Raw genomic sequence first — 26567 nt, forward strand, 5'->3', positions numbered from 1 at the left:
GCTAGCCTACCGCCGCAAATCGCTCGGCGAGCGATGCAAGGCCCGGGCCGTGGGTAAGGTCGAGGTGTAGTGGTGTTACCGCGACATAGCCCTCGGCGACGGCTTCCAGGTCGGTCATATGACCCGGCGTCTCAATCGCGGGGACAAGGCCGAACCAATAATAGGGATAGCCGCGCGGGTCGGTTCGCTCGACGACCCTCAGCCGGCCATAGTCGCGGATCCCTTGACGACAAACGCGCACGCCGTTGACCATGCCCGGCGCCAGCGCCGGAAAATTGATGTTGACCAGTGTGCCCGCCTCGAACGGCATCTCGAGCAATGGCGCGAGCACCCGCCCGGCCCAGCTTTCAGCGGCTGCGAAGGGGACCGTATCGCCCATCCCTTCGCGCGGGTAGACTTGGCTGAGCGCGATCGAGCGCACCCCGGCCAGCGCACCTTCCATGGCCGCCGACACGGTGCCGGAATAGGTTACGTCCTCGGCCAAGTTGGCGCCGCGGTTCACACCGGACAGGATGAGGTCGGGCGGCGCATCCTTCATGACGTGCGCCAGCGCCAGCATGACGGCGTCGGTCGGTGTGCCGCTGACCGAGTAGCGCTGGTCGCCGTGGCGCTTGAGGCGAATCGGGCGGGAAAGAGTCAGGGAGTGACCCGCGCCAGACTGTTCCTCACCCGGTGCAACCGCCCAGACATCGTCCGACAAGGTTCGGGCGATTTGCTTCAGCACGGCCAAGCCGGGCGCGTGAATTCCGTCGTCGTTGGTGATCAGGATGCGCATCGTCTTGCTATGCGATGTGTGCGACGTTGGGACAATGGCCCAAGCGACCTGCGTCCAATCGGCAACAATCCCCAGCTAAATCGCGTTGAGGCCGGTCAGTTCTTGTTAAGGCGGAAGAGCTTAACTATGAGCGCCATGGGGATACCGACTGCACCGACTAAGTGTCGGGAAAGTCAAATGTATTTGCCTCCGGCCGAACCCGGTGGCCCGGGTTCGGCTCGGGCAGGCGCTTGCGCCGGGGAGGGTGTGATGGCTACCGCTCTTGTTGACCTATACGGGATTGGATCTGGTCTGTTCGACCAGATAATCTTGCCGGACGGATATCGTCCTTCGGACGGCGAAGAATTCATGGGCGACAATCAACGCGCCTATTTCCTGCGCAAGCTCAAGGACTGGAAAGAGTCGATTGTCGAGGAAAGCCGCGCGACGATGGCGCAGCTCCAGGTCGACTCGCTTCGCGAGCCCGACATCGCCGACCGCGCGTCGAGCGAGACCGACTGGTCGATCGAGCTTCGCACCCGCGATCGCCAGCGCAAGCTGATCGCCAAGATCGATGCCGCCGTCCGCCGTCTCTACGAAGGCGATTATGGCTATTGCGAAGTCACCGGCGACCCAATCTCGCTGGCGCGCCTCGAAGCGCGGCCGATCGCGACAATGACGCTGGAAGCCCAGGAAAAGCACGAGCGAATCGAGCGCGTCTCGCGCGACGATTGAGTTTTTAGATCAGGGAATTGGGAGGGCCGGCGGGAAACCGTCCGGCCCTTTCGCTTGGCCTCAAAAGTGGCCGGTAATCGCGTCCTTGAGGCGTAGCTTTTCTTTTTTTAGCCGGTGGAGGAGGGTTTCGTCTGGGTGGGTGCGATGCTCTTCGGTATCGATCTGCTCGTGGAGCGCGGCATGCTTGGATGCGAGGGCGTCGACTTGTCCTTTGTCCATCGGTCAATTTCCTTTCGTTGGCTGACACGTGACAGGCAATTGAATAAATCACGAAAACTCACTCTTGTCGCTACCCTTTGTCATCGCCTCGGCGGATGCAGGGTGCGGCTGGGCGTTGACGGCCCGCGCGTGACGGCAAGCGGCGCTTCGGATAAGAGGTAGCGATGAACGACGACGACCCGCTCGAGTTGTTGGCCCTACTGAAAAACGAGCATCGTCGGCTTGACGGGGAAACGGAGCTGCTGCGGCTGTCGGGCAACTGCGATCAGCTCGAGCTGGCGCGGATGAAGAAGCGGAAGCTTGCGCTCAGAGACCAGATTGAACAGCTGTCCGACCGCATCGTACCCGACATCATCGCTTGACGGATGCTGTCCGATCGCGGGACGGGTCCGGCGTTGGCGGTGACATCCGGTGACGAGGGGCGTTTCATCTTGGTCCCCGACATGGCAGAATTGCTTTCGATGACCGACTCGACCCAAGACCCTGGACCTGAAGCACGGATCACGCCGCGGCTGATCGACGCGCTCTATACCGAGGCGATGATCCTCGCCGACGAGGCGCGCGCCTATTTCGATGAGGCCGGGCGCGACGACCGGCAGTCGCTGGAGCCTTACGCCCGCGTCGGATTTGCCTGCGAGTCGCTTAAGGTGACGACGCGGATCATGCACATCGTCGCCTGGCTATTGACCCAGCGCGCGGTCGAGAGCGGCGAATTGCGCGCGATCGAGGGGCGCCGTCCCGAACGCCGCCTCGGCCACGCCAATGAAAGCGACCCTTTGGTCGTCGCCCAGCTGCCTGAGGCCGCGCAGCGGCTGATCCGGGCCAGCGCCGACCTTTATTCGCGTATTCAGCGGCTCGACGAGGGCCAGCTTGCCGGCGAACCGGCGCCGAGTCCGGCGCGAGCGCTGATGGGCCGGCTGGAGCGCGACCTCATCTGGAATCGCGGCGCCTAAGGGCATAAGATCAGGGCCATGCGCCCCTTCACGTTCCATTATGGCCCTTCCGTCCTGTCCGGCAGCGACGGAGCTGAGGGCCTTGTCGAGTTGTTGCCCGAGGGACGCTGCCTGTTCGTCACCGACGATGCGCTGTTGTCGCTCGGGCTGCCCGACCGATGGTTGGCGGCGATGCGCGAGCGGTGTGAGGTGGCGATGTTTAGCGCGGTCGAGGCCGACCCGTCGCTGGAGACTCTGCTTGCCGCGGTCGAGGTTGGGCGACGCCATGACGTCACCCATGTCGTCGGGTTCGGCGGGGGGAGCCCGATGGATGTTGCCAAGCTGGCCGCATATTTGCTCGGCTCAGGTGACGTCCTCGATGAGATTTGGGGCGTCGAACTCGCCAAGGGGCAGGGCCTGCCCCTCTCGCTGGTGCCGACCACCGCCGGGACCGGTTCGGAAGCGACGCCGATTTCGGTCATCACGGTCGAGGGCGGGACCAAGCTGGCGGTCAATGCGCGCGCGCTAACCGCCAAATGGGCGCTGCTCGATCCGACGCTGACCATCGGCCTGCCGCGCCACGTTACGGCGGCGACCGGAATCGATGCGATTGTCCATGCGGTCGAGGCCTACACCTCGGCGCGGCTCAAGAATCCGGTGTCCGACGCCCTGGCGCGCGAGGCGCTCCGACTGTTGAGCGCGAATTTGCTGACCGCCTGCAATGAACCCGCAAACCTCGAGGCTCGTTCGGCGATGCTGCTGGGCGCGCATCTGGCCGGCGTCGCCTTTTCCAATGCGCCCGTCGCCGGCGTTCATGCGCTGGCCTATCCGCTCGGTGGAATCCATCATCTGCCGCACGGCCTGTCGAATGCGCTGATGCTGCGCCATGTGCTGCAGCATAATAGCGAGGTAGCGCGCGACGATTATGCCGAGCTTGCTGAAATCCTTGCGCCCGACTGCGCGGGGCAGGGCAGCCAAGCCAAATGCGCGGGGTTGATCAACCGGCTCGACCAGCTGGCGACCGATTCGGGTTTGGCTTTACGGCTGCGCGACCATGGCGTGCCGGAGGGTGACATCCCGATGCTCGCTCAGGAAGCGATGAAGCAGCAGCGGTTGCTGGTGAACAATCCGTGCCCGATCGACGAAGCCGACGCGCGCCGGCTCTACGAGGCGGCCTGGTGAGCCGGGAGGCGCCACGGGGGCGCGACGCCTATCGCCACTTCACGCGCATCGCGACGCGCTGGGCCGACAACGACGCCTATGGGCATGTCAACAACACCGTCTATTACCAATGGTTCGACAGTGCGGTGAATGGCTGGTTGGTGGGCGAGGGGCTGCTCGATATCGCGTGCGGAGACCCGATCGGGCTGGTCGTCGAGACGGGCTGCAGCTATTTCACGGCGCTAAGCTTTCCAGGCGAAGTCGATGTCGGCATAGCCATCGACCGGATGGGGTCGTCGAGCGTTACTTATTTGATCGGCGTGTTCCCCGTGGAGCGGGTAGAACCCTCGGCTCAGGGGTTTTTCACCCATGTCTATGTCGGTCGCGGCAATCGTCGGCCAACGCCGCTGCCCGAGGAATGGCGGGCGAGCCTGGATAAGCTGGCCTAAGCCGCCAGTCGCGCCTTGGCCGCAGCATATTCACGGGCGATGCGGGCGATGAGGCCGGCCGCCGGCTCAACTTTGTCGATCACGCCGATTCCCTGGCCCGATCCCCAAATGTCGCGCCATGCCTCGGCGCCGCTGGCAGATTCGAAGTTCATCGCGTCGCCGCCGGGCTGAGCAAGGTTTTCGGGGTCGAGGCCAGCGGCGACGATCGAGGCCCGCAAATAATTGCCGTTGATTCCGGTAAACAGGTTGGAATTGACGATGTCGCCGGCGCGGCCGTCGACGATACCCTGCTTATACTCGGGCGTGGCGTGCGCCTCCGGCGTGGCGATGAATGGCGAGCCGATATAGGCGAGGTCGGCGCCCATCGCCTGTGCCGCCAGCACCGCTCCCCCGGTCGCGATCGCGCCTGACAGGATTAACGGACCGTCAAACCAGGCGCGAATTTCCTGAACCAGCGCGAACGGCGACCATTTGCCGGCATGGCCGCCCGCGCCCGCCGCAACCGCGATCAGCCCGTCGGCGCCTTTCTCAACTGCTTTCCGTGCGAAGCGGTCGTCGATGATGTCATGGAGCGTGATCCCGCCCCAGGCGTGAACCGCCTCATTCAGCTCGGTCCGTGCGCCCAGCGAGGTTATCACCAACGGCACCTTCCACTTAGCGCAGGTCGCGACGTCGGCTTCGAACCGGTCGTTGGAGCGATGTACGATCTGGTTGACCGCGAACGGCGCCGAGAGCGCCTCGGGATGGTCGCGGTCCCAGGCGGCGAGCTCTTCGGTGATCTGGTGAAGCCATTCGTCGAGCTGGCTCTGCGGCCGCGCATTCAATGCCGGGAAGCTGCCGACGATGCCGGCCTTGCATTGCGCAATCACCAGGCCGGGGTTCGAGACGATGAACAGTGGCGCGCCGATGATGGGCAGGCGCAGGCGATCGAATACGGCGGGGAGGGGCATGCGGTCTCCTCAATCGATCCGGTGGTAGCGTTTGAACCAGTCGACGAAGCGCGGAATCCCCTCGTCAATGCTCGTGGTCGGGGCGAAGCCTAGGTCGCGCTCGATCGCCGTCAGGTCGGCAAAGGTATCCTTGACGTCGCCCGGCTGCATCGGTTGACGGTCCAGGATCGCGGTCTTGCCGGTTGCCTGTTCGAGCAGGCCGATCATCCGCATCAATTCTTCCGAGCGATGGTTGCCGAGGTTGTAGATGGCGTGCGGGCTGTTGCTACCGCCAGCCTTTTCCTCGCCATTGTCGATTGGTGCCGTGTCGACGCAGGCAAGGACTCCACGGACGATGTCGTCGATGTAGGTGAAGTCGCGCCGCATCTCGCCATTGTTGAACAGCGTGAGCGGCAGGCCGGCGAACAAGGCGGCGGTAAACAGCCACATCGCCATATCGGGGCGGCCCCACGGCCCGTAGACGGTGAAGAACCGCAACCCGGTCATCGGCAGGCGGTAGAGATGCGCATAACTCTCCGCCATCAGCTCGCCCGACTTCTTGGTCGCGGCATAGAGCGAGACCGGCTGGTCGGCGCGGTCCTCGACGCGAAACGGCAGGCTGTGGTTGGCGCCATAGACCGATGACGAACTGGCATAGACCAAGTGCGCGGTCTCCTGCGCCCGCGCCAGCTGCAGTATGTTGATCTGGCCCATCAGGTTCGACCGCGCATAGGCCGCCGGGTTGGTCAGCGAGTATCGCACGCCGGCCTGTGCGCCAAAGTGTACGATACGGTCGAAGCGAAAGGGCGCGGCGAACTCGGCCAGCGCCCCCTCGTCGGCGAAATCGACCTGATGAAAGGTGAACGCTTTACCATGATGCTCGTCAATCTCGGCCAGCCGCGCGCGCTTCAATGCCGGGTCGTAATATTCGTTGAGGTCGTCGATCCCAACGACCCGCTCACCGCGGACCAACAAGGCACGCACGGTGGCCGATCCGATGAAGCCCGCGGCGCCGGTAACGAGGACGGTCATGCAGTTCTGCTAGCGGAGCATCGCGCGCGACGCGAGTGCTCTCGGTTGCGAAACGAAATTGGCCCTATTCGGGCTTTGCATGCGCCGCGCGGCGGCTAGACTGCCAAGCCGGCACAAGGAGCGGCGAGCATGACCGACGCAGTCTACCCAGTCCCGCAGTCATGGGCGGACAAGGCGTTGATCGACGCCGCGGCCTATGACCGCATGTATCGGGAATCGGTCGAGGATCCCGACCGCTTCTGGCGGCGCGAGGCGCAGCGGATCGACTGGATAAAGCCGTTCAGCCGAGTCAAGCAGACCAGCTTCGATGAGGCCGACTTCGGCATTAGCTGGTTCGCCGACGGGACGCTCAATCTTTCCGCCAGCTGCCTCGACCGCCACCTAGCGGAGCGTGGCGATACGACCGCCATTTTGTGGGAGCCCGACAACCCAGTCGATGCCGACCGCGCCATCACTTACCGCGAGCTTCATTCGATGGTCTGCCGCTTCGCGAATGCGTTAAAGGGGCGAGGCGTGAAGCGCGGCGACCGCGTCACCATCTATATGCCGATGGTGCCCGAGGCGGCGGTGGCGATGCTCGCCTGCGCCCGGATCGGCGCAATCCATTCAGTGGTGTTCGCTGGCTTCTCGCCCGAAGCATTGGCGGGGCGCATCATCGATTGCGACAGCCGCCTGGTGATCACCGCTGACGAGGGGATGCGCGGCGGTAAGGCGATCCCGCTCAAGGCCAATGTTGACGAGGCGGTCGAGCGTTGCACGTCGGTTAGCGCAGTCATCGTCTACCGGCGCACCGGTGCTACCGTGGCGATGCTAGAGAGCCGCGACGTCGAATGGGACGAAGCGATTGCCGACCAATCCGCTAACTGTGCGCCAGAAGAAATGGGCGCCGAGGATCCGCTGTTCATCCTCTACACGTCGGGGTCGACCGGTCAGCCGAAGGGCGTGCTTCACACCACCGGCGGCTATGCCGTGTGGACGTCGATGACCCACCAATATGTGTTCGATTACCGCCCTGGGCAGATTTACTGGTGCGCGGCCGACATCGGCTGGGTCACCGGCCACAGCTATATCGTCTATGGCCCGCTAGCCAATGGCGCGACCGTGGTGATGTTCGAAGGCGTGCCCAACTGGCCCGACGCGAGCCGCTTCTGGCAGGTCATCGACAAATATCAGGTCGAGATATTCTACACTGCGCCGACCGCGCTGCGCGCGCTGATGCGCGAGGGCGACGAGCCGGTTACTCGAACCTCGCGCGCCTCGCTGAAATTGCTCGGTACGGTCGGCGAGCCAATCAACCCGGAGGCGTGGAGCTGGTATCACCGCGTCGTTGGCGAGGGGCGCTGCCCGATCGTCGACACCTGGTGGCAGACCGAGACCGGCGGCGCGACGATTTCGCCGATGCCAGGCGCGACGCCGCTCAAGCCGGGCAGCGCGACCAGGCCGATGTTCGGCATCAAACTCGCCCTGCTCGACGGCGACGGCACTGCGATCGAGGGCGCGGGCAGCGGCTCGCTGGTCATCACTGACAGCTGGCCGGGCCAGATGCGCACCGTGTGGGGAGACCATGCTCGTTTTTTCCAAACCTATTTCAGCGCCTTTCCGGGCGTCTACACGACGGGCGACGGCTGCCGCCGCGACGAGGATGGCTATTACTGGATCACCGGGCGGATCGACGACGTTATCAATGTGTCGGGCCACCGTATGGGCACCGCCGAGGTCGAAAGCGCGCTGGTTGCGCACAAGTCGGTCGCCGAGGCGGCAGTGGTCGGCATGCCGCACGACATCAAGGGGCAGGGCATCTACGCCTATGTCACGGTCAACGTCGGGGTCGACCCTGACGAACCGTTGCGCGCCGAGCTGGTACAATGGGTGCGCAAGGAAATTGGTCCGATCGCCACCCCCGATGTCATCCAGTTCGCCCCGGTGCTTCCCAAGACTCGGTCGGGCAAGATTATGCGCCGCATCCTGCGCAAGATCGCTGAGGGGGATGTGTCGAACCTGGGGGACACGTCGACACTGGCCGACCCGGCAGTGGTCGACAATTTGTTGGCGAACCGAATAAAATAAAATGAGCGGAGAAAAGTGCAATTTGCGCGTGCTGAGTTCCACGCTTAGTGGGTGATCGTCGATCACAATATTGGCGAAGGTACCTGATAGCCGCGCGGAGAGTTATTTTATGGAAACGACCGATCCTCGATTTATCGCAAGTTGGGTAAGACGCAGCCTTAGAATTTTATGCGCCGCTTCGGCTCTCACAGCGTGTGTACCGGCCATTGCTGCAAAAAGAGCAACATTACCCCCTAACGGCTGTCCAATTGCAGGTTGGGTCTGGGTCCGGTGGAATGATGTTTATGGTCTCAACCTCGTCGGCATGGTGCAGTCCTACCCCGGGTGGACCTACGGCTTCCGCCCCGGCGCGCGGGTTGTTAATTCTACCGCTGGCGCAAATAGCGAGATTGAGGTCGTTCTAGTCCCAGTGCCTCTCGGCAAGCGTCGACCGCCGACGACGTCGGACCAGCATGTCTATGGCTACTGGTCGCACACTGAATTGGGCGTCAAACCGAATTGGGTGACGATCAGGTGCGGGAAATTACCCCCGATGCGATCGAGCACGGCGCCTGGAGATCTGTTCAATCCAGAACCTCCCAAGCCGCCACCGACCTTCCCGCCTCCGCCGCCTCCGCGCCCGGGTAAGTAAGGAAAGCCAGGAAGAGGAACTGCCGATGAGCTTCCGTTGCATTGGGTTTTTTCAGTTCAGGCTGTATAACCAAATTTTTCGATCCACGGCCTCAGAACCGGAAGGATGGGCTCCAATTGCGATCGGTACCGTTCCCAGCGGCCCACGGCGCTCTTATACAAAGGTTCGGTTACCTGCGCATAGCTTGCGGTCGTGATCAGGCCGCGACGTTCCGCCGTTATTTGATGATCGAGCATCTCCGGTGCCCACTTCAGCCCTAGTCTTTCGACTACGGGCAGGATCGCCGCCTTCGGATCCTCAACCATCTTCTCGTAGACAACCGTATTAGCTTCGACGGGGAATAAGGAGAGGGATTTTTCCCACATTGAAAAAGTGAGGTCGTAGAATTCCGCGGAAGTTTCCAGACTCAAAAAATTCGCCATGGCTGAATTCAGCCGGAAATTCGCCATGAAGCAGCTCAGGACAGCATCCGCCGGGTGCCGCAGCGCCAGAATGAAGCGCGCCTTGGGGAACAAGCGATAGATCTGCGGGATGCTCTGCATATGCAGTGGAGACTTATCGATCAGCAGCGACCCCTCGCGCAGTTCCGCATAGTTGCTTGCGATCTCGAAATAGCGCTCCTGGGCGCGGCGCACGTCCGCCTCGCTCATCCCAGCGATCGCATCGAAGCCGCAGCCTTCTGCCCGCAACTGATGGAGGACCGGTTTTTCCTCCATGACTTCGACGTCCGGGTGGCCCATCAAAATCGTGTCGAGGAGAGTTGTTCCGGAACGAGGGAAGCCGACGAGGAACACCGGCGCCGGAGCGGTCGGCAGGATTGGCGGGGTCGACCAGTTGTTGCGCCACTCGGGCGTCATGCATTGCAATTGATCTCGAAGCTGCGCGCGGACTTCAGCGGCGCGCTGAAGCGGCAAGGTCCGATCGGCAGCTAACGCCTGATTCATCCGAGAAAATGCATTGAAGGCGTCGTCAAAGTCGGCGAGGCCGTCGAGCAGTTGCCCGGCGAGGTGCCAACGCTGGATTGGTTCGAAGTCCTCGGGAACATCTTTCAACGCGTCCGCGCCGCGCCGGTATCGCCCTTCGCGCCGAGCTACTAAAGCGCGGATGAGATTTGCCGAAGCCTCGTCGATATTCGCTAATTGTGCTTCCGCAATCAGTGCTGGAAGCGATTTTGGTCGGTAATGCTCGAAGAGGTCGCAAAGGCCGAGGTAGGCATCTCCGTTCGCCGGCTCCAGGTCCAAAGCTCTGCGAAAGCTTCGTTCTGCCGCTTCGTCTTCAAAGCGGAGGAGATACTGCCGGCCGAGAGCGATCAGCATCTTGACGTCAGCCGGATCTCTTTCGACCGCTCGCTCCAAGATAGCATCCGAGTCCCCGCCGCCGCCCAGCGACTGAAGCAGGTCGAATAGCTCCGCCAGTGGCCCCGGATCGTCGGGGAAATCGTCAGCCATGCGCCGATATTCGGCGTCCGCTTCCGAGACCTTGCCTGCATCACGCAGGGTTCGAGCCAGATTTAAACGCGTTGAAATTGAATAGGGATTCAGTTCCACGGCGCGCTGAATTGCCGTTAGCGCGGAAGTCAGGTCACCCGAGCTTGCCCGCGCGTTGCCTAGATTGTTCCAGGTTTCCCAATCACTCGGTTCGGCCGCAACAACCTGCTCATAAGCGTCAATCGACGCAGATAAGTCGCCCGCCATTTGTGCAGCAAAGCCGAGGAGTCGCTGCAGATCGCCGCCTCGGTCGAGAGCAACCACATCATGGTTCAGAGCGCCCAGTGCGTCGGCATAGCGTTCGCACCCGACCATAGCCCTCGCAAGATTCTTGAGGATGAGCGGATCCGAGGGCCGCGCCTCGTGCGCTGCCTGCAAGTGGACAACGGCAGGTTCGAAGTCGCTTGCGCCCAGCAGGATCGAACCGATCAGCGCATGCAGAGCGACAGGGTCGCAGCCCCTCATCAGCCCGCGCTCGCCAATATCGCAGGCTTCACTGGTACGCCCGGCGGCTGCCGCAGCGACCGCCGAACGGATGACTTCAATCGTCTGGCTGTCCAGCGTTGGAGTTGTGTTCATCCCACGAGTCTAACTTGGCTTTCGAAACTGTCAGCATGCATCCCAAAAAAAGGGGCGGCGGACGCTAGTTCCGCCGCCCCATCAATGGTTAGCTCAGTCGTCTACTAACCGCGCTCCGGGCCTGGCGCGGGTGGCGGCGGCGCCGGCGGCGGTGGCGGCGTCGGGCATACCTGGTTTGCCACGATCACCAGTCCGTCCGGGCAAGTGATCGTCTCCAGAGCAGCCGGAGGTGGCGGCGGCGGAGCGAATTCAACCGGCGCCGGCCGTTCTGAGCGATGCTTGAAGTTCACCGTCATGGCAGCATAGAGAAACCGCCCCATGTAATCCCAGGTACCCGGGAAAGTGTTCCCGGCGCAGGCCGAAGTCGGGCAGGAGCCGTGTCCTGACGGAATAATCGGCGGGGTCTTGTCGAACACATTGTTGACACCTGCGCGCAGGTTGACCGAGTCCAGCAACGTGTAAGTCGCTGCGAGGTCGATATAGTCCTGCGGTTTCACGTGCGCATTCAGCTGATCTGCGGAGTTCGGCGCCGTCAACGCCGCATCGTCGCTGAGCGTCTCCAGGGCGACCTTACCTACGTGACGCCAATTCACAGAAACACCCAGGCCGAAAGGCATTTGAAGGGTAGCACGCGCCTTGTGCCGCCACTTTGGCATCGCCGATGTGCTGGCTACCGTGGCACCCGAGCAGACAGTGCCGTAATAGCCTGCGCAGTCGTAAGTGGGGGCGATCCCGTTGTTAACTTTGTACTTTTTGAGATAGGTTCCGAGGAAGCTCAGCGACAGATTGCCGAGGCCGCCGAGCCGACGGGAATAGGAAGAGTTGAAGTCATAACCGTTGGTCTTGATCCGGCCGACGTTCGTCGGAGTGTCGACGATATAACCGGCCCCTGGCCCTGCCGGCACCAGCCAGAGTGAGCCGCCGCCGTCGCGACGGATTAACGAGCACGAGGGGGCAATTGTAGTGGCTGTCGAATTGGCGACGCAATCGGAGATGACGGTATCGGCGCCAAACCCCTGGATCGCGTCCTTCAGATCGATGTTCCAATAGTCGACGCTGAACGCGAACCGCGGCAGGAAGCGAGGTTGCAGCACGATACCGGCCGTCTTGGTCGTCGCTTTTTCCGGCAGCAGGTCCACATTGCCGCCAAGCAGGCCGTTATACTGTTCCGACGGATTTGCAGGCGTGTTTTGTCCTACTCGTAAACCTTGGGCGATGCAGCCGTAGTCCGTAGCTTTTATCGTCACGCCGGCGCACGGATCGTTCGAACCGTCCAAAGCTACGTGAGGCTGAGTGAACAGCTCGAGAATGTTCGGTGCCCGGCTCGCCCGGTTGTACGACGCACGGAAGCGGATGTCCGCGATAGGAGCGAACTCGGCCGACAGCTTGTAAGTGTCGGTGTCATATTTGCGGCCGGCGCCGGTCTTGTACCACGACTTGCGGTAGCCAGCTCCGAACGTTAGCTCGTCGATGAAATTATGCTCGACGATCGGGAGCTGCACTTCGGCAAAGGCTTCATTGACATGGAAGTTTCCGCTGACCGGAAGCGTCGGAGCTCCCTGGCCGGTCAGATCGCCCGTTATGAATTCTTGATCCGGGGTGAGCGAAAGCTGTTCACGACGATACTCCCAGCCAACGTTAATCCCGAACCCATTGCTCGCCCATGGCGTCGCGACGCCGAGTTCGCCCAGTTGGCCGGTCAAATTGACGTTGGCAATCTGCTCTGAGGTTTCGCCCGGGTCGACGCCGTAGACGTTAACGTAATCGATGGCTGCTTGAGAGGGTGTACCAAAATAATTAAATGGTGCGCAGCCCGGGTCGGAACCATCTAGCACCGAGCGGCACACTGGCTGCCCAAACGTGGGGCTGCCTGCCCGCGGGTCATTCACTACGTTCACCGACCGTGCCAGTCGCACAGCCGATTGTTCGCCTTCGAAGACCTGCAGATATTTGGTCCGGCCGTATTGATAGTAAGCATCGTAGGAGAAAGCGTTGCTCAGGTCACCTCGAGTTCCGATGATCGCGCGATAGGAGGTGTGGCTGAAATTGCCGATACGAGGGCCGCCTTCGACGTTGCGCCGGAAAATCTGGAAGAAGCCCTGCTGATACGGTTTACCCTGCGCATCGATAAATGTCTGCGGCGGGGCACCCGGATTTGTAGTTCTTGTTAGCGGATAACTGCCCAAATTTCCATTAATGAGGTTTGTCGGACTGCAAACGATCGCCCTTGTGGCGGCCGTCATATACGGGTTGTCGCAGTTGATCGTGAAGGTGTTTCCGAAATTGCCTGACGGAGCAATTTGAGCGTTCGTCTTGTCGTCCATGAACATGAATTCGAGATACGGCTTAATTTGCGGCATGATCTCGTAATTAGCGAAAACGCCGGCGGTATATCGTTCGTCCGGCCGCACCCAGTGATTGAGCGGCGCGAAATTGTACCTCGTTCTGCCATTCACGATGTCGCCATTGCCGCCACGCGTGTAAAAAGTCGAAGTGCCGCCTGCGGCGTTGGTGTCAGGGACAAAGAGCAGAAAATTACCTTCCGCCGAGAAGGACGAACCGCCGCATTGCGGATTTATAGCGGCGGGAATTATGCCGCCCTTCTTCCGGACATCGTTGAGCGTACAGGCGCTATAATCCCGGTTGCCTTGCAAGGCCGCATTCTGCTTGCGGTAGCCGACGTAGCCGACGACATGACCACGGCCGTCGTCGAATCCCGCGCCCAATGAAACTGTCGCGTCGATCGCGCGCCCGTCCCATACACTGCCCTTGGGGTAGTCGTAGTTTACCCGGTGCAGAACGTTCGTGTTCCTATCTAGCTCATCACAAACTGACCGGCCCCCGCCGATGCTGGGGCAGTTATTATTGTGCTGATAGGTCGAAATTTGCCCGTCGAACCGAAGTCCCTCGAATTCGGTGTCCATGATGAAGTTGACGACGCCCGCGACCGCGTCCGCTCCATAGACCGACGATGCGCCGCCCGTCAGAATTTCCACGCGTTTGACCAGCGACGCTGGAATGATGTTGACGTCGGCCGCTCCAGTCGAACCTTGGTTCGGGTCGCCTGGTGTAAGCCGCCGCCCGTTGACCAGCGACAAGGTGCGCTTTGCGCCCAAGTAGCGCAGATCGATTTCTGCTGTCCCGGTGGATGGATTCGGCAGGCTGGGCCCCTGCGGCGCGGCCGCGGAGGGCAACTGGTTGATGAGGTCGTCAATGCGCGTCGTGCCACTCAGCTTGATATCCTGATCGCTGATCGTCACGACGGGTGCAGCAGAGGTCAAGTTCGGCTGCGGGATGCGTGAACCGGTGACGACAATGTCAGCCGTCTGGGCAACCTGCTCGCCCGTTGCGGAGACCGCGGGCGTCGGGTTCGCTTCGACTGGGCCGGCTGGCGGCGCGGCTGCAGGGTCGGCTGGCTGGCTTTGATCGGGAACAGCTGTCGGTGCAGCTTGCGCAAACGCCGGCACAGCGGACAGGGAAATTCCAGCAAGTACCGTCGTTGCGAGAATGTGAGTGCGAAAACTGATCATGCGAGCCCCCTAATAATAGAGCGGTCGCAATTCCGGTTTGTGCGAAATGAAGATATCAATTTTTTAAGATCACTCGATCCACAGTATCGAGCGCTAATGAATCAAGGCGCAATCTGCCCCGGCTGTGTTGTTGCGGTTACAGTTGGTGAATTCACGTGCGGGAGGCGCGCACAAGTCGGCGAGCCAATGTCAAGGCGAATGCCACCTCACAACGGATTGCTAGTCTGTTCACAACCGGGATGTGATCAACCGCGATCAGGCGGCTCGCTTACGCTTCGCGACGCTATCGTCCCAATTCATTTGTGTCTCGAAAGCCCGGGGGCGTCGCTCGAGCGCCGGCTGGCCCGATCGATACTGCGAGGGAGTCACGCCAAACGCCTTGCGAAAAACCGACGTGAAATGGCTGTGGCTTGAAAAGCCAAGATCGAGTGCGAGCTCCGTGATGTTGTTGCTGTACGGTAGCTTGAGCAGGGCGCGGCTCAGACGCAATCGAAGTTGATACTGGTAGAGCGGCATACCCTCGGAACGGGTGAATTCCTGGGTCAAGTATACGGGGCTGACGCTGACCAATTTTGCCATCTGTTGAAGTGAAAGGCGCTCGCCGCTGTGCGCGTGCAGCGCCTCCTTGGCTCGGTCAATCACCTTGGATGCTCGCGCCCGTGCCGCACGAGGCGGTTGAAGCTGATCGAGGGCAGAAACGACCAATTCGTCCTTGCGAAGCGAATCGTCCAAGCCCTGCGGCTGCCGAAGAAGCATGTGGGTCAGAAATTGCAGCGAGCGGGTTGAAGGTATCGACGCTTGCAAGAAGGCGGGGTTCGTTTCGGAGATTCGCGATCCGCAAATCTCCTCCATGAGATCGGGTGAGGGATTAATGAGAAGTGCTGCGTGGCCTACGCTAGGGACCAGCTTATCCTCGTAAAACTCCCATCCCGGCGAAATGCACAAGGTTCGCGTAGCATCGAGCAGCCAGTTTCGAGTGCCCGCAGAATAGGAAAACAAGCCGTAATAAGGAAGGACGATTTGATAGCTCGGTTCATATCCTGACGGGGGCGCTTGAGCCGGGCCGACGAAGCAATTTTCAACGCGCGCAAGATCACTTGAGTGCACGTTCATTCTGAAGCTTTCAGCTCTCTCAATGCGCTCGCCCAGAAACATTTCGCTATTGCCCCCCCTCCGTTCAGAGCGCTTTCAAGTAAACTTCGATGCAAACCCGGCTTGCGCAAACGCAAATCGGTTATTGCGCTTAATCAAGACGCCGCGTTAAGTATTAGCGTCCGTTTGTTGATCGCACCGTGGCATTACTCGACAAGGAATCACTCTAATCGCTGCTTGGGTCTATTTCAATCCCTGCAAATATAGACCCGATCAGCCTTTGATTGCCGTCCATCTTAAGATGTTGATAGCCGTGACTGGCACACCGCGAGCAGACTCTCAAGCTCGGTCCGCGCAGCAATTTTTCAGCTGCGCCGCCGCGGTTGGAGAGATCGATGCGGTTGATCGACAGGGTTGTGAATGCCTCACAACAGATTGAATTGACCGACGGCACGGGTCAGTCTCACGTGGTCACGGGCGTCGGAGCGAAATCCGCTACAATCAAGGGATGCGAGCTTCGTTACATCCTCGATCGAACAGCGTCCGATGAGTGCATGAAACTCGTTTTGAATTCCAACAATGGCCTGCTGAGTCCGGATAACTCGTTGCTGAGATTGCCCGCTGAGACATTCTGGATCGAATGGTTTGGAATGGCTCCTCAGCAATTTAAGTCGGGAATGTTGGTCGAAACGGCCGAAAACGGTCGCCGCGGGTTACTAACTGGCTATTTCCAAAGTGAGCATGATCGCGCCGACAAGGTAGGCGCTTGTGTCGAATTCGATCTGGATGGTTTGGCGCGAAGTGGATCGAGTATCGGCATGACGCACGCCAACTGTGCGCATCTCAATGACCTTTTGTCCTGTGCTTACCTCCATCTAGATCCAAGTTGGCATCGATACTTCCGCGCACGACCAGTCGGCACGTATGACCGGACCGCAGCAGACGTGGCGGAGCATTGCTGGTATTTTCTGCCGATGGCCTGCGCATTCGCGGCCATGCTCAACAGCCCGGACATATTGGTTGAGACCAGATCAAACCTCGAGCGCCTCAATCTGGCGCGTAAGCGCCGCGGCAATGAGCCGCTCCTAGACCATATCGAGGTTTCAATGAGACTTGGTCAGTATCGAGCGAACGCCGGCCAGGGCGATTTGCTGCATCAAAAAAATTCGCCAAGACTCCACCATGTGCGCGGCCATTTCGTCCATCGTGCTGGCAAGACTTTTTGGCGCTCGGCCCATCTCAGGGGAGATGCGGAACGGCCGATCACGCAAAAGACTGTCAGTGTCCGTGGGGCTGACCGGTCCAGTCCCTCGCGCGTGGCCGCGCTTAGTCAATTAGGCTGATGATGCGCTTGTCTAACTTTTCTAATCGCTCAATAGCGTTTTTCCGCGAAAACCGGACCCGGTCTGGAGCCGCTGAAGCGAATGGACCCTTGCAGATTACGCAGGATACAATCTTAATAAACTGATAGCCGAATCTATTGTGCGCAGGCAATCTAGCCCAGGGTGCCGGCGTTGAATTCCCTTTCTGCCGGCATCCACCACCACGGCTCAGCTACGAATTTTTTAGAAGGCCGCCTCCCAACCAAGCAGCAACCGCAAGCCAACCAAATCAAAGAAGCCTCGACCGCTTCGATGGCGCTATCGCAGCAATCATGGTCTGCGGCTCAGTTGAGCGCGACGAAGGGTCAAAGGGATATAAGGTGACCGGCGCGACTTCGGTAGACGAGGCGCCTCACGCCTCCCAACGGCTTCATAAAGTCAAGCTATTCTAGCCTTTCGCGATCTTTCGCGGCGCGGATTTCGTCGTCATCCATCTCCTATGATACGAAAGAAGGCGATGTGTAGTTGAAAACTTCTTCACTAGGATTGCGCGATTTCGAAGAAGCTGGGCTAATAACTCACTATTTTGCTGCAAAAGAGCTGAACTATCCGGTTGTTCAAAGAATTTCGATAGTATTTATCAATACAAACATTGCCTAATTCTCTTGGTCGCTACCTATAAACTGTAATCAAACGTAAGACAGACATGATCTGCGCACGTTCCTCCAAGCGCTATTCAGCCTTAACTCGGGTACAGATTAAGCTATTTGGTGCACGGGTAGGATGCTGATGCTTACAGCAAATATGGTGGACGCACTAGGGCTCGAACCTAGGACCCGCTGATTAAGAGTCAGCTGCTCTACCAACTGAGCTATGCGTCCCCAATGTCACTTGGGATGCCTGTGAGGCGGCGTGCGTGCCGCTGGGGAGCGGGGCGCGGGCGGGCCTCTAACATCGCTACCCCATAGGCGCAACCGCTGAACGGCAGAATATCAGGTCAGGCTCGAGCTGGTCCGCGACTGGCGTTCCAAGGACATTAGGATGCCGAGGCAGATCATCACCGTCATCACCGCCGATCCGCCGAAGCTGACCAGGGGCAGGGGGATGCCGACCACCGGAGCCAGCCCCATGACCATCATCAAATTGATCGAAACATAGAAGAAGATGGTTGCCGTAAGCCCGGCCGCGGCCAGCTGCGCGAAGCGGGTCTTCGCCTTGCGGCTGACGGCCATGCCCCAGCGGATGACGAGGAAAAACGCGACGATCAGCAACGCCCCGCCGACCAGTCCCCATTCCTCGACGAAGGTGGCGAAGACGAAATCGGTATGGCCTTCTGGCAAATAGTCGAGGTGGCTCTGGCTGCCGTTCAGAAAACCCTTGCCCCAGATGCCGCCGGATCCGATCGCGATTTTCGACTGGCTGATGTGATAGCCGGCGCCGAGCGGGTCGCTTTCGGGATCGAGGAAGATGAAGACGCGCTTGCGTTGGTATTCGTGCATGAAGGCGAACAGAATAGGGCCCGCGACCGCTGCCACGCCGGCGGCCGACAGGAAATACCACATCGGCAGGCCGGCGACGAACATCACCGTTATCCCGCCGAGCAGCACCATTACCGAGGTGCCTAGATCGGGCTGGACCAGGATCAGCGCAAACGGCACCAGCACCAGCGCGGCCGCCGGCCACAGGCCGCGCAATCGTCGAATGTCGCTCGCCGGGATGAGGTCGTAGAAGCGTGCGAGCACCAGCGCGATCGCCGGCTTCATGAATTCCGACGGCTGGAGGCGGATGAAGCCGAGGTCGATCCAGCGCTGGGCGCCCTTGCCGACGAAGCCGACCAGTTCGACCACGATCAGCAGCAAGATGATCAGGAAATAGGCGGGAAAGGTGGACTGTTTGATGAAATTTTCGGGCACGTAGCTGATGGAGATGGCGAAGCCCATGAAGGCAAGGATCGTCACCCCTTGCTTCAGCGCCCATGGCGAGGTCGACCCACCGGCGGCCGAATAGAGCGTGGCCAGGCCGATGGTGCAGATCACTCCGACGAGGAAGATTAGCCGCCACGGAAGCCGCGCCAGCGGCTGCGGAATGATCGCCGAGCTGATCATGAGCGGATCGCGGCCGCCAGATTGGCCTTGCCGATCGCTTCATAAGCGGCGGAGCGGCGCGCGGTGCGTTCGGCCAGAGTCCCGCCCCATTGCCGCTCGAGACCGGCGAGCTTGGCCAGCGCCTTTGCCGGATCGAACAAATAGCTCAGCGTGTCGCTGGCGATCGGCGCGGCGGTGACGATGTGGCCACTATGCTCAAGGATGCAGCCGACCGCGTAACGCGGATTGTCGAACGGGGCGAAACCTTGGAATAGCGAGTGGTCGCGCAACTTGAACGGAGTCGCATAGTCGCTTAGCACGCCGCCGGCACGCTCGCCGGCGGTGATGACGCGCACCTGCGCGGTACCGGTCTTGCCCGCCAGCAGCACGCCCGGGATTTGGAGCTGCGCGCTTCGGGCGGTGCCGTTGCCGTTGACGACGGCGCTCATCGCGTCGTGGACGACGGCAAAGTGCTTTGCCGATATATTGAGCGATGGTGCCTTGATTGGGCTGTTGGCAAGCAGGCGGGGGACGATGCCATTGCCCGATCCAAGGCGCGCCGCCATCACTGCCAATTGCAATGGATTGACTAGGACATAACCTTGGCCGATCGATGAATTCACGCTGTCCGCGACAGTCCATTTTTCCTTGTATTTCTGCAGCTTCCACTGACTGTCGGGGACGGTTCCGAAGCGCTGCGAAGCGACCGGCAGATCAAACTTCTCGCCCAGGCCAAGTCGCCGTGCGACCGATGCGAACCCGTCATAGCCGTGGCGCCGCGCCATTTCGTAAAAATAGACATCGCAGCTTTGCTCGACGGCGCGGTGCATATTGACCCCGCCATGGCCGCCGCGCTTCCAGCAGTGGAACACCCGGTTGCCAACGCGCAGCCCGCCGCTACACCCGACCACTTCCGTCGGCGATACCCCCATCTCCATCAACGCGACGATGTTCATCGGCTTGACCGTCGAACCGGGCGGGTAAAGGCCTTGGGTCACTTTGTTGAGCAAGGGCAGATGGTCGTCCTCCGACAGCATCCGCCATTCGGTGCGGCCGATTCCGTCGGAAAAGCTGTTGGGGTCGTAGGCGGGCATCGCAACGAAGGCGAGGATGGCGCCGGTCCGGCAGTCGATAACGACGATCGACCCCGACGCGTCGCCCATCCGCCGCGCGGCATATTCCTGAAGGCCGGCGTCGATCGTCAGCTGGACGGTCTGGCCCGAGCGGTCGGGTTTGGGCTCTAGCTCGCGTACCAGCTTGCCGCGCGCGGTGAGTTCGACCCGCTGACCCCCTGGCTGGCCGCGCATATGAGGCTCGAGCGTCTTTTCGAGCCCGTCCTTGCCGATCTTGAACCCGGGCGTGACCAGCAGCGGGTTTTTCTCTTTCTCATAATCCTTGGCCGAGGCGGCCCCGACATAGCCGACCAGGTGCGCCACCGCCGGACCGGCCGGGTAGAAGCGCGAGAATCCGCGAGTCGGCTGGACGCCCGGCAGCTCGGGCAGGTGGACGGTGACCGCGGCGTAATGATCGTAAGGAACATTCTCAGCGACGGCGACCGGCTGATAGCCGCGCGCCGCCTTCAGATCGCGAATGATCCGGTCGACATCGTCGGGCGTCAGCTGGAGCAACTTGGTCAGCAGCTTTAACGTCTCGGTCGGCCGCTCAAGCTGCTCGGGGATGATGTCGACCCGAAAATCCGATCGGTTGATGGCGATCGGCTTGCCCCCTCGATCGATGATCCAGCCGCGCCGGGGCGGGACGATGATCAGCTGGACGCGATTGCTTTCGGACAAAAGCTGATAATGTTTGTTCTGGGCGACCGACAGATAGCCGAGGCGGGCGATAAGAACGCCGCCGAACGCCGCTTGCGCCCCGCTGACCAGCATCATCCGCCTGGTGAACGTCATCGATTGATGCGCGGCGGTGAAACGCTTGGCCGTCATCGACCCAGTCTCCATCGGTCGAGCCGGGCGGCAAAAAAGGCCGCCACCGGGAAGCACAGGATCGAGATGACCACCGCCGGCGTAGTCGAGCTCCGCATCGGCACCGGCGCGCCGAGGATCGAGGCGACCTGCCATTGGGCGAGCTCGGCGAGCGCGACGAACAGCGCTGCGATCACCCATTCGATCCAATAGTCGCGCCAGAGGGTGCGGCGGTCGAGAACGTCCATGGCGATCATCAGTGCTGCCCATAACGATGTCGAAAGGCCGATCGGATTTCCGGCGATGAGGTCGTTGGCGAACCCCAAGAGCGCCGCCCACCACGCCGGCCATGCATCGGCGCGCAGCAGGCGCCAGGCGACCAGCATTAGCAGTCCCCAGTCGGGCCACCAGCCGGACGCCGAGACGATCGGCAGCAGCGACATCATGGAACCGGCCATGACCGTGGCCGCAGGAATATATTCGAATCCCGCGCGCGGCCCCTTGCCCAGCACGGCGCCGCGATTGCTGAGGGCCGACCGGACCATCACGGCTCTACGTCGCCGCTGGCGGCCGCGGCGGCAAGCGCCGCCGGTTCGAATGGGGGTTCGACGATTGCGAAGCTCACTCGCGACGGGTCGGCGATCGGCAAGGCAATTGCGCCGTCATCGTCGAGGCGAACGACCTTGGCGATCGGCACCAGCGGCGGATAGAGCCCGCCGGTGCCCGACGTGACGATAATATCGCCGGGTCGGAACGGGTTCTTGCCGACCTCGAGCGGGCGAACATCGATCGTGCCATCCCCGCGTCCGGTCGAGATGACCGGCTGGCCGCCCCGCAGGATGCGGGCAGGGACGATGTTTGCGCGATCTGTGACCAGCAGCACGCGGCTGGCGGTGCGGCCGGAGTCGACGACTCGCCCAATCAGCCCTTCGGGCGCGCGCACCGGCATGCCGTTGGCCACCCCCTCGTCGGTACCGACCGAGATCACCGCAAAACGGCGCGGGCTTTCGAAGGAGGAACCGACCACGCGGCCGGTAGCGACCGTCTTGCCGCTGCGCTCGCGCAGCTGGAGGGCAGCTTTGAGTTGCCTGTTTTCTTCGAGGATAGCTCGCGCCTCGACCATTCGGCGCATCAGCGCGGCACGGTCGCGCTTCAGCCGGCCGTTCTGATTGGCCGCGTCCCAATAATTTCCCGCGCCGCCGACCAGTCCGGAGACGGTGGTGGTCACCTGCCGCAGCGACACGCTGATCGGCGCGGTGAGGTCGAGCGCGGCGCCGCGGACTACGGCAAAGCTTTGTGGCGCGGCCAGCGAGAGGATCAGCAAGGCAAGGCCGATGATCAGCCCGGCGACGACCGCCATGAAACTGAAGAAGAGGCCATATTGCGCGCGCCTCGACCAGCCTGGGCGCGGTCCCGCCGAGGCCGCCATCGCTCAGCGCCTCCTAGGCGGTTTGCAGGACGCCGCGGAACTGCTCTTCTTCGAGCGCACGGCCGGTGCCGAGCGCGACGCAGGTCAGCGGATCCTCGGCCACGGTGACCGGCAGGCCGGTCTCGTCGCGCAATACTTCGTCGAGTCCCTGGAGCAGGGCCCCGCCGCCGGTCAGCACAATGCCCTGGTCGCAAATGTCGGCCGCCAACTCGGGTGCGGTATTTTCCAGCGCAATGCGGACGCCTTCAACGATCGTGCCCACGGGTTCCGACAGCGCTTCGGCAATCTGGCCTTGATTGATCGAGATTTCCTTGGGCACCCCGTTAACCAGGTCGCGGCCCTTGATGTGAACCGTCTTGCCTATGCCGTCGACCGGCGGCTTAGCGATGCCGACTTCCTTCTTGATCCGCTCGGCAGTGGCTTCGCCGATCAGGAGGTTGTGATTGCGGCGGACGTAGGACGAGATTGCTTCGTCCATCTTGTCGCCGCCGACGCGGACCGAAGTGGTGTAGGCGAGGCCGCGCAGCGACAGCACCGCAACTTCGGTCGTGCCGCCGCCGATGTCGACCACCATCGACCCGATCGGTTCAGTTACCGGCATGTCGGCTCCGATCGCCGCGGCCATCGGCTCCTCGATCAGATAGACTTGGCTGGCGCCGGCGTTCGACGCGGCGTCGCGGATCGCTCGGCGTTCGACCGAAGTCGATCCGCTGGGCACGCAAATCACGATTTCGGGGAAGCGCCAGGCGCGCATCTTGCCCCCATGGACCTTATGAATGAAGTGCTTGATCATCTGCTCGGCGACGTCGATGTCGGCGATGACGCCATCGCGCAGCGGGCGGATCGCCTCGATCTGGTCGGGCGTCTTGCCCATCATCAGCTTGGCGTCCTCGCCGACCGCCTTGACCTTCTTGACCCCGTTGATAGTCTCGATCGCGACGACGGAGGGTTCATTGAGCACGATGCCGCGGCCGCGGACATAGACCAAAGTATTGGCCGTCCCCAGATCGATCGCCATGTCGTGCGACATCCATTTGAACCAGCGTGCCCAGAACATGCTTTCCCCGTCTCTCGCTAATCGTTCGGAAGGAGGGCCGCCACCCGGCCGGCCTGATTCACAATCCCTTATCCAAGCCCTTGTGAAAGCGGCATGAATCGCCCGAACAATTCAGCGCTTCGCAGGGGCCTTCGGATTGGGCTACGAAGGTTAACATGTCAATAAGAAGGCTGCCTTCCGACCTCATCAATCGCATCGCCGCGGGCGAGGTGGTCGAACGCCCCGCGAGCGCTCTCAAGGAACTGGTCGAAAATGCGCTCGACGCCGGCGCGACCGGCGTCGCGATTCGGCTGGCCGCGGGCGGGCTCGAGCTGGTCGAGGTCAGCGATGACGGCAGCGGAATGATCCCGTCGGAGATGCGCCTCGCGCTCGAACGCCACGCCACATCCAAGCTACCAAACGACCATATCGAGGATGTTTCGAGTTTCGGCTTTCGCGGCGAGGCGCTGCCGTCGATCGCCAGCGTCGCCCGGCTGACGATTGACAGCCGCCCCCACGGCAGTGACGGCTGGCGGATCGAAGTCGATCATGGGGCAATCGCAGGGGAGGGGCCGGCTGCGCTCCCGCCAGGCACCCGCGTCCGGGTCGAGGTTCTGTTCGACAAGGTGCCGGCGCGGCGCAAATTCCTGCGCAGCCCCCGCGCCGAATATGCCGCCTGCCTGGACATCGTGAAGCGGCTCGCCATGGCCCGTCCCGATGTCGGCTTCAGCCTCGACCACGACGGTCGCCGAGCGCTCTCGGTGCAGCCATCGGACGGGCCGACCCGCGTCGCCGCGCTGCTCAGCCATGAGCTGGAGCGGCACGGCCTCGGCATCGACTGCGCCCGCGACGGCCTCAGGCTGACGGGCGTCATCAGCCTGCCGACCTTCAACCGCGGCATGGCCGACCAGCAATATCTGTTCGTCAATTTGCGCCCGGTGAAGGATCGGCTCTTGGTCGGTTCGCTGCGCGCCGCCTACCGGGACTTGTTGGCCCGCGACCGCCACCCGGTCGCCGCCCTGTTCGTCGAGGTGCCGACGAGCGAGGTCGACATCAACGTCCATCCCGCCAAGACCGAGGTCCGCTTCCGCGACCCGGCCGCAGTGCGTGGGTTGATCGTGGGAGGATTGCGGGCAGCGCTCGACGAAGCAGGGCATCGCAGCGCGGCGCGCGAGCAGTTCGCCGCGGCGGTCAATTGGACGAGCGAGATTCTCCCCTTCCGCGGGCCGGAGGGGTCGGAGGTGGGGACGCTCATTCATGAAGCTGCGTCATTCTTCGCGCCTAGTTATCCCCACTCCAACCCCTCCCGCTCGCGGGAGGGGCTTTTGGTCGACGCCCCTCATGCTCGCGCCGAGCCCGCCACCGCGCCGGTGCCGTCCTTTCCGCTCGGCGTCGCGCGCGGCCAGGTCGCGGCGACCTATATCGTCGCCGAGGCCGAGGATGGTCTTGTGATCGTCGACCAGCATGCCGCGCACGAGCGCTTGGTGCTCGAGCGAATGCGGCGCGACCGGGCGGGGGGCGAAGTCGCTCGTCAGGCGCTGCTGATGCCCGACGTCGTCGAAATGGACGAGCCCGACTGCGACCGGCTCGAATCTGCTGCGCCCGATCTGGCCGGGCTGGGCCTCGAAATCGAGCGGTTCGGCCCGACGGCGATGCTGGTCCGCGCCACGCCGGCCGCACTTGGCAAGGCCGATATCCCCGGCCTGCTCCACGATCTGGCAGCCGAGCTGGCCGAACTTGGCACCGCCCTGGCACTGCGCGACAAGCTCGATCTCGTCGCCGCGACGATGGCCTGCCACGGTTCGGTCCGCGCCGGTCGAATCCTGTCGGTTGCCGAGATGAATGCGCTGCTGCGTGAGATGGAGATCACGCCCCATTCGGGCCAGTGCAACCATGGCCGCCCGACTTGGGTCAAGCTGGCCCATGCCGATATCGAGAAACTGTTCGGCCGGCGCTGACTCTTGGCTGCTTTCCTTGTTGCCGATCGTGATTTGCTCTAAGGAAATCGACGGCGCTCCTTAATGGAGACGAGTGATGAGCGATTGGGACAAGAGCTATTTCGCGAGCCGGGCGGCCGAAGAGGCTGAACTCGCGCTGGCCACCGACGATCCGTCGGCCCAGGACGCGCATCGCCGCTTGCAACGGGCCTATCTTGAACGCGCATTGGTCGGCGATCGGGTTCCCGACCAGCGGGTGGAGTAGGTCAGTCGAGCAGGCGCCGCCGCGCCGCTTCGACCGGCAACGCACGAGCGCTCGTGCGCGCTTCGCGCAATAAGGTATAGCCGCCTGCTTCCTCGTCGCTGAGCAGGGCGGCGAATTTTCCCGCCCGAACCTCCCCGAGCACCTCGCGCATTCGTTGCCGCACGCCTTCGTCGACAATCCGCGGACCGCCGATCACTGCGCCAAGCTCGGCGGTGTTGCTGATCGCCTCGCGCATCCCGGCGATGCCGCGCGCCTCGATCAGATCGGCGAGCAGCTTCAACTCGCCGACGCATTCCATATAGGCGACCTCCTCGCTGACCCCAGCCGCCACGAGCGTGTCGAACCCGGCGATGAGGATTTCCGGGACCGCGCCCCACACAACCGCCTGCTCGTTGAACAAATCGGCTTCGCATTCCTCGGCGAAGCTGGTCGGCAGCAGCCCTGCGCGCCCGCAGCCGAGCGCTCGGCCATAAGCGAGTGCCAGCGCCTCGGCCCCGCCGCTCATGTCTTGGGCCACCGCGTATAATGCGACCATGCCCGTGCCCTCGAGGTAGAGCGAGCGCAGGGCCGTTCCTGGCCCCTTGGGCGCGACCAAGATCACGTCGAGGTCGACGCGCGGCCGGACGAACCCAAACCGGATTGCGAGGCCATGGCTGAAGCCGAGCGTCGCGCCTTGCCGCATACCCGGCTCGATCTCGAGATACAGCGCCGCCATCACCTCGTCGGGCGCAAGCAGCATGACGAGGTCGGCCCGTCCCACCGCGTTTGCTAGCGACGCCGTGACCAGACCGTCCTGCTCGACCCGCACGCGGCTAGGCGAGCCGTCGCGTAGGCCGACAACCACATCGATGCCGCTGTCATGCAAATTTAGCGCCTGCGCGCGGCCCTGGTTGCCGTAGCCGAGGATTGCCACCCGCTTGCCGGTGAGCGGGGCGGGGTCGATGTCGGCATCGCGCTTCGCGTCCATCGCTCGTC

The 26567-nt window shown here is 62.1% G+C and carries 22 protein-coding genes and 1 tRNA gene; 9 read left to right on the forward strand and 14 right to left on the reverse strand.

Annotation, left to right across the window (positions count from 1 at the left end; translation table 11 throughout):
• Position 1 precedes the first annotated feature (1 nt).
• Entirely contained in the window at positions 2-775 is a 774-nt protein-coding gene (surE, locus tag H0W65_RS00925; RefSeq protein ID WP_294002870.1) for a 5'/3'-nucleotidase SurE, read from the reverse strand.
• Between the two features lie 348 nt (positions 776-1123).
• Here surE and dksA point away from each other — a divergent pair, with 348 nt between their 5' ends.
• On the forward strand, positions 1124-1489 hold the full coding sequence (gene dksA / locus H0W65_RS00930) for an RNA polymerase-binding protein DksA (protein WP_294002976.1): 366 nt from the start codon (positions 1124-1126) through the stop codon (positions 1487-1489).
• A gap of 60 nt (positions 1490-1549) precedes the next feature.
• Here the strand turns inward: dksA and H0W65_RS00935 are convergent, their stop codons facing one another.
• Positions 1550-1708 (reverse strand): YdcH family protein, encoded by a 159-nt coding sequence (locus H0W65_RS00935; RefSeq protein ID WP_294002872.1) that lies wholly within the window; start codon positions 1706-1708, stop codon positions 1550-1552.
• A 164-nt stretch (positions 1709-1872) separates the two neighbouring features.
• Here H0W65_RS00935 and H0W65_RS00940 point away from each other — a divergent pair, with 164 nt between their 5' ends.
• From H0W65_RS00940 to H0W65_RS00955, 4 genes are read left to right on the forward strand one after another with little or no spacing between them, the layout of a single operon-like run.
• Positions 1873-2070: a DUF465 domain-containing protein gene (locus H0W65_RS00940; RefSeq protein WP_294002874.1), complete on the forward strand. Its 198-nt coding sequence runs from the start codon at positions 1873-1875 to the stop codon at positions 2068-2070.
• A 39-nt stretch (positions 2071-2109) separates the two neighbouring features.
• The gene (locus H0W65_RS00945) at positions 2110-2661 is read left to right on the forward strand and encodes a DUF1465 family protein (RefSeq protein ID WP_367120106.1); all 552 of its coding nucleotides are present in this window, start codon (positions 2110-2112) and stop codon (positions 2659-2661) included.
• An 18-nt stretch (positions 2662-2679) separates the two neighbouring features.
• On the forward strand, positions 2680-3822 hold the full coding sequence (locus tag H0W65_RS00950) for an iron-containing alcohol dehydrogenase (RefSeq protein ID WP_294002876.1): 1143 nt from the start codon (positions 2680-2682) through the stop codon (positions 3820-3822).
• Entirely contained in the window at positions 3819-4250 is a 432-nt protein-coding gene (locus tag H0W65_RS00955) for a thioesterase family protein (protein WP_294002878.1), read from the forward strand. Before H0W65_RS00950 ends, H0W65_RS00955 begins: the two co-directional genes overlap by 4 nt.
• On the opposite strand, the gene H0W65_RS00960 is transcribed toward H0W65_RS00955, so the two are convergent.
• A complete protein-coding gene (locus H0W65_RS00960; protein WP_294002879.1) occupies positions 4247-5200 on the reverse strand; it encodes a nitronate monooxygenase family protein in 954 nt (317 codons plus the stop codon). The genes H0W65_RS00955 and H0W65_RS00960 overlap by 4 nt on opposite strands.
• 9 nt (positions 5201-5209) lie before the next feature.
• A complete protein-coding gene (locus H0W65_RS00965; RefSeq protein ID WP_294002881.1) occupies positions 5210-6211 on the reverse strand; it encodes an NAD-dependent epimerase/dehydratase family protein in 1002 nt (333 codons plus the stop codon).
• Positions 6212-6340: 129 nt separating this feature from the next.
• Between H0W65_RS00965 and acs the strand changes: the two genes are divergently transcribed.
• Complete coding sequence (gene acs / locus H0W65_RS00970) at positions 6341-8278, forward strand: acetate--CoA ligase (protein WP_294002883.1); 1938 nt, start codon at positions 6341-6343, stop codon at positions 8276-8278.
• Between the two features lie 687 nt (positions 8279-8965).
• Here acs and H0W65_RS00975 read toward each other — a convergent pair.
• The 3 genes from H0W65_RS00975 to H0W65_RS00985 form a co-directional block, all read right to left on the reverse strand.
• On the reverse strand, positions 8966-10975 hold the full coding sequence (locus tag H0W65_RS00975) for a tetratricopeptide repeat-containing sulfotransferase family protein (protein ID WP_294002885.1): 2010 nt from the start codon (positions 10973-10975) through the stop codon (positions 8966-8968).
• A 104-nt stretch (positions 10976-11079) separates the two neighbouring features.
• A complete protein-coding gene (locus H0W65_RS00980; RefSeq protein WP_294002887.1) occupies positions 11080-14505 on the reverse strand; it encodes a TonB-dependent receptor in 3426 nt (1141 codons plus the stop codon).
• Positions 14506-14760: 255 nt separating this feature from the next.
• Positions 14761-15660, reverse strand: a complete 900-nt coding sequence (locus H0W65_RS00985; RefSeq protein ID WP_294002889.1) for an AraC family transcriptional regulator — start codon at positions 15658-15660, stop codon at positions 14761-14763.
• A gap of 332 nt (positions 15661-15992) precedes the next feature.
• Here H0W65_RS00985 and H0W65_RS00990 point away from each other — a divergent pair, with 332 nt between their 5' ends.
• Positions 15993-16940 (forward strand): hypothetical protein, encoded by a 948-nt coding sequence (locus tag H0W65_RS00990; protein ID WP_294002890.1) that lies wholly within the window; start codon positions 15993-15995, stop codon positions 16938-16940.
• A gap of 784 nt (positions 16941-17724) precedes the next feature.
• On the opposite strand, the gene H0W65_RS00995 is transcribed toward H0W65_RS00990, so the two are convergent.
• The 6 genes from H0W65_RS00995 to H0W65_RS01020 all read right to left on the reverse strand — a co-directional run bounded on the left by H0W65_RS00995 (position 17725) and on the right by H0W65_RS01020 (position 23411).
• A tRNA-Lys gene (locus tag H0W65_RS00995) sits at positions 17725-17800 on the reverse strand.
• A 111-nt stretch (positions 17801-17911) separates the two neighbouring features.
• Positions 17912-19024, reverse strand: coding sequence for a rod shape-determining protein RodA (rodA, locus tag H0W65_RS01000; protein ID WP_294002892.1), 1113 nt, complete (start codon positions 19022-19024; stop codon positions 17912-17914).
• Positions 19021-20946 (reverse strand): penicillin-binding protein 2, encoded by a 1926-nt coding sequence (mrdA, locus tag H0W65_RS01005; RefSeq protein ID WP_294002894.1) that lies wholly within the window; start codon positions 20944-20946, stop codon positions 19021-19023. Before mrdA ends, rodA begins: the two co-directional genes overlap by 4 nt.
• On the reverse strand, positions 20943-21470 hold the full coding sequence (gene mreD, locus H0W65_RS01010) for a rod shape-determining protein MreD (RefSeq protein ID WP_294002896.1): 528 nt from the start codon (positions 21468-21470) through the stop codon (positions 20943-20945). The genes mrdA and mreD overlap by 4 nt, the downstream gene beginning before the upstream one ends.
• Positions 21470-22354 carry a rod shape-determining protein MreC gene (gene mreC, locus H0W65_RS01015; RefSeq protein ID WP_294002898.1) on the reverse strand — a complete coding sequence of 295 codons (885 nt, stop codon included), beginning with the start codon at positions 22352-22354 and terminating at the stop codon, positions 21470-21472. The genes mreD and mreC overlap by 1 nt, the downstream gene beginning before the upstream one ends.
• Positions 22355-22367: 13 nt before the next feature.
• Entirely contained in the window at positions 22368-23411 is a 1044-nt protein-coding gene (locus H0W65_RS01020) for a rod shape-determining protein (protein WP_294002900.1), read from the reverse strand.
• A 155-nt stretch (positions 23412-23566) separates the two neighbouring features.
• Here H0W65_RS01020 and mutL point away from each other — a divergent pair, with 155 nt between their 5' ends.
• Complete coding sequence (gene mutL, locus H0W65_RS01025) at positions 23567-25348, forward strand: DNA mismatch repair endonuclease MutL (protein ID WP_294002902.1); 1782 nt, start codon at positions 23567-23569, stop codon at positions 25346-25348.
• 76 nt (positions 25349-25424) lie between these two features.
• The gene (locus H0W65_RS01030) at positions 25425-25592 is read left to right on the forward strand and encodes a hypothetical protein (RefSeq protein WP_294002903.1); all 168 of its coding nucleotides are present in this window, start codon (positions 25425-25427) and stop codon (positions 25590-25592) included.
• A gap of 1 nt (position 25593) precedes the next feature.
• Here the strand turns inward: H0W65_RS01030 and ilvC are convergent, their stop codons facing one another.
• Complete coding sequence (ilvC, locus tag H0W65_RS01035; protein ID WP_294002905.1) at positions 25594-26559, reverse strand: ketol-acid reductoisomerase; 966 nt, start codon at positions 26557-26559, stop codon at positions 25594-25596.
• Positions 26560-26567: the final 8 nt, after the last annotated feature.

Source organism: Sphingomonas sp. (genome assembly GCF_013816785.1).
In the GTDB taxonomy this organism is placed as follows: domain Bacteria; phylum Pseudomonadota; class Alphaproteobacteria; order Sphingomonadales; family Sphingomonadaceae; genus Sphingomicrobium.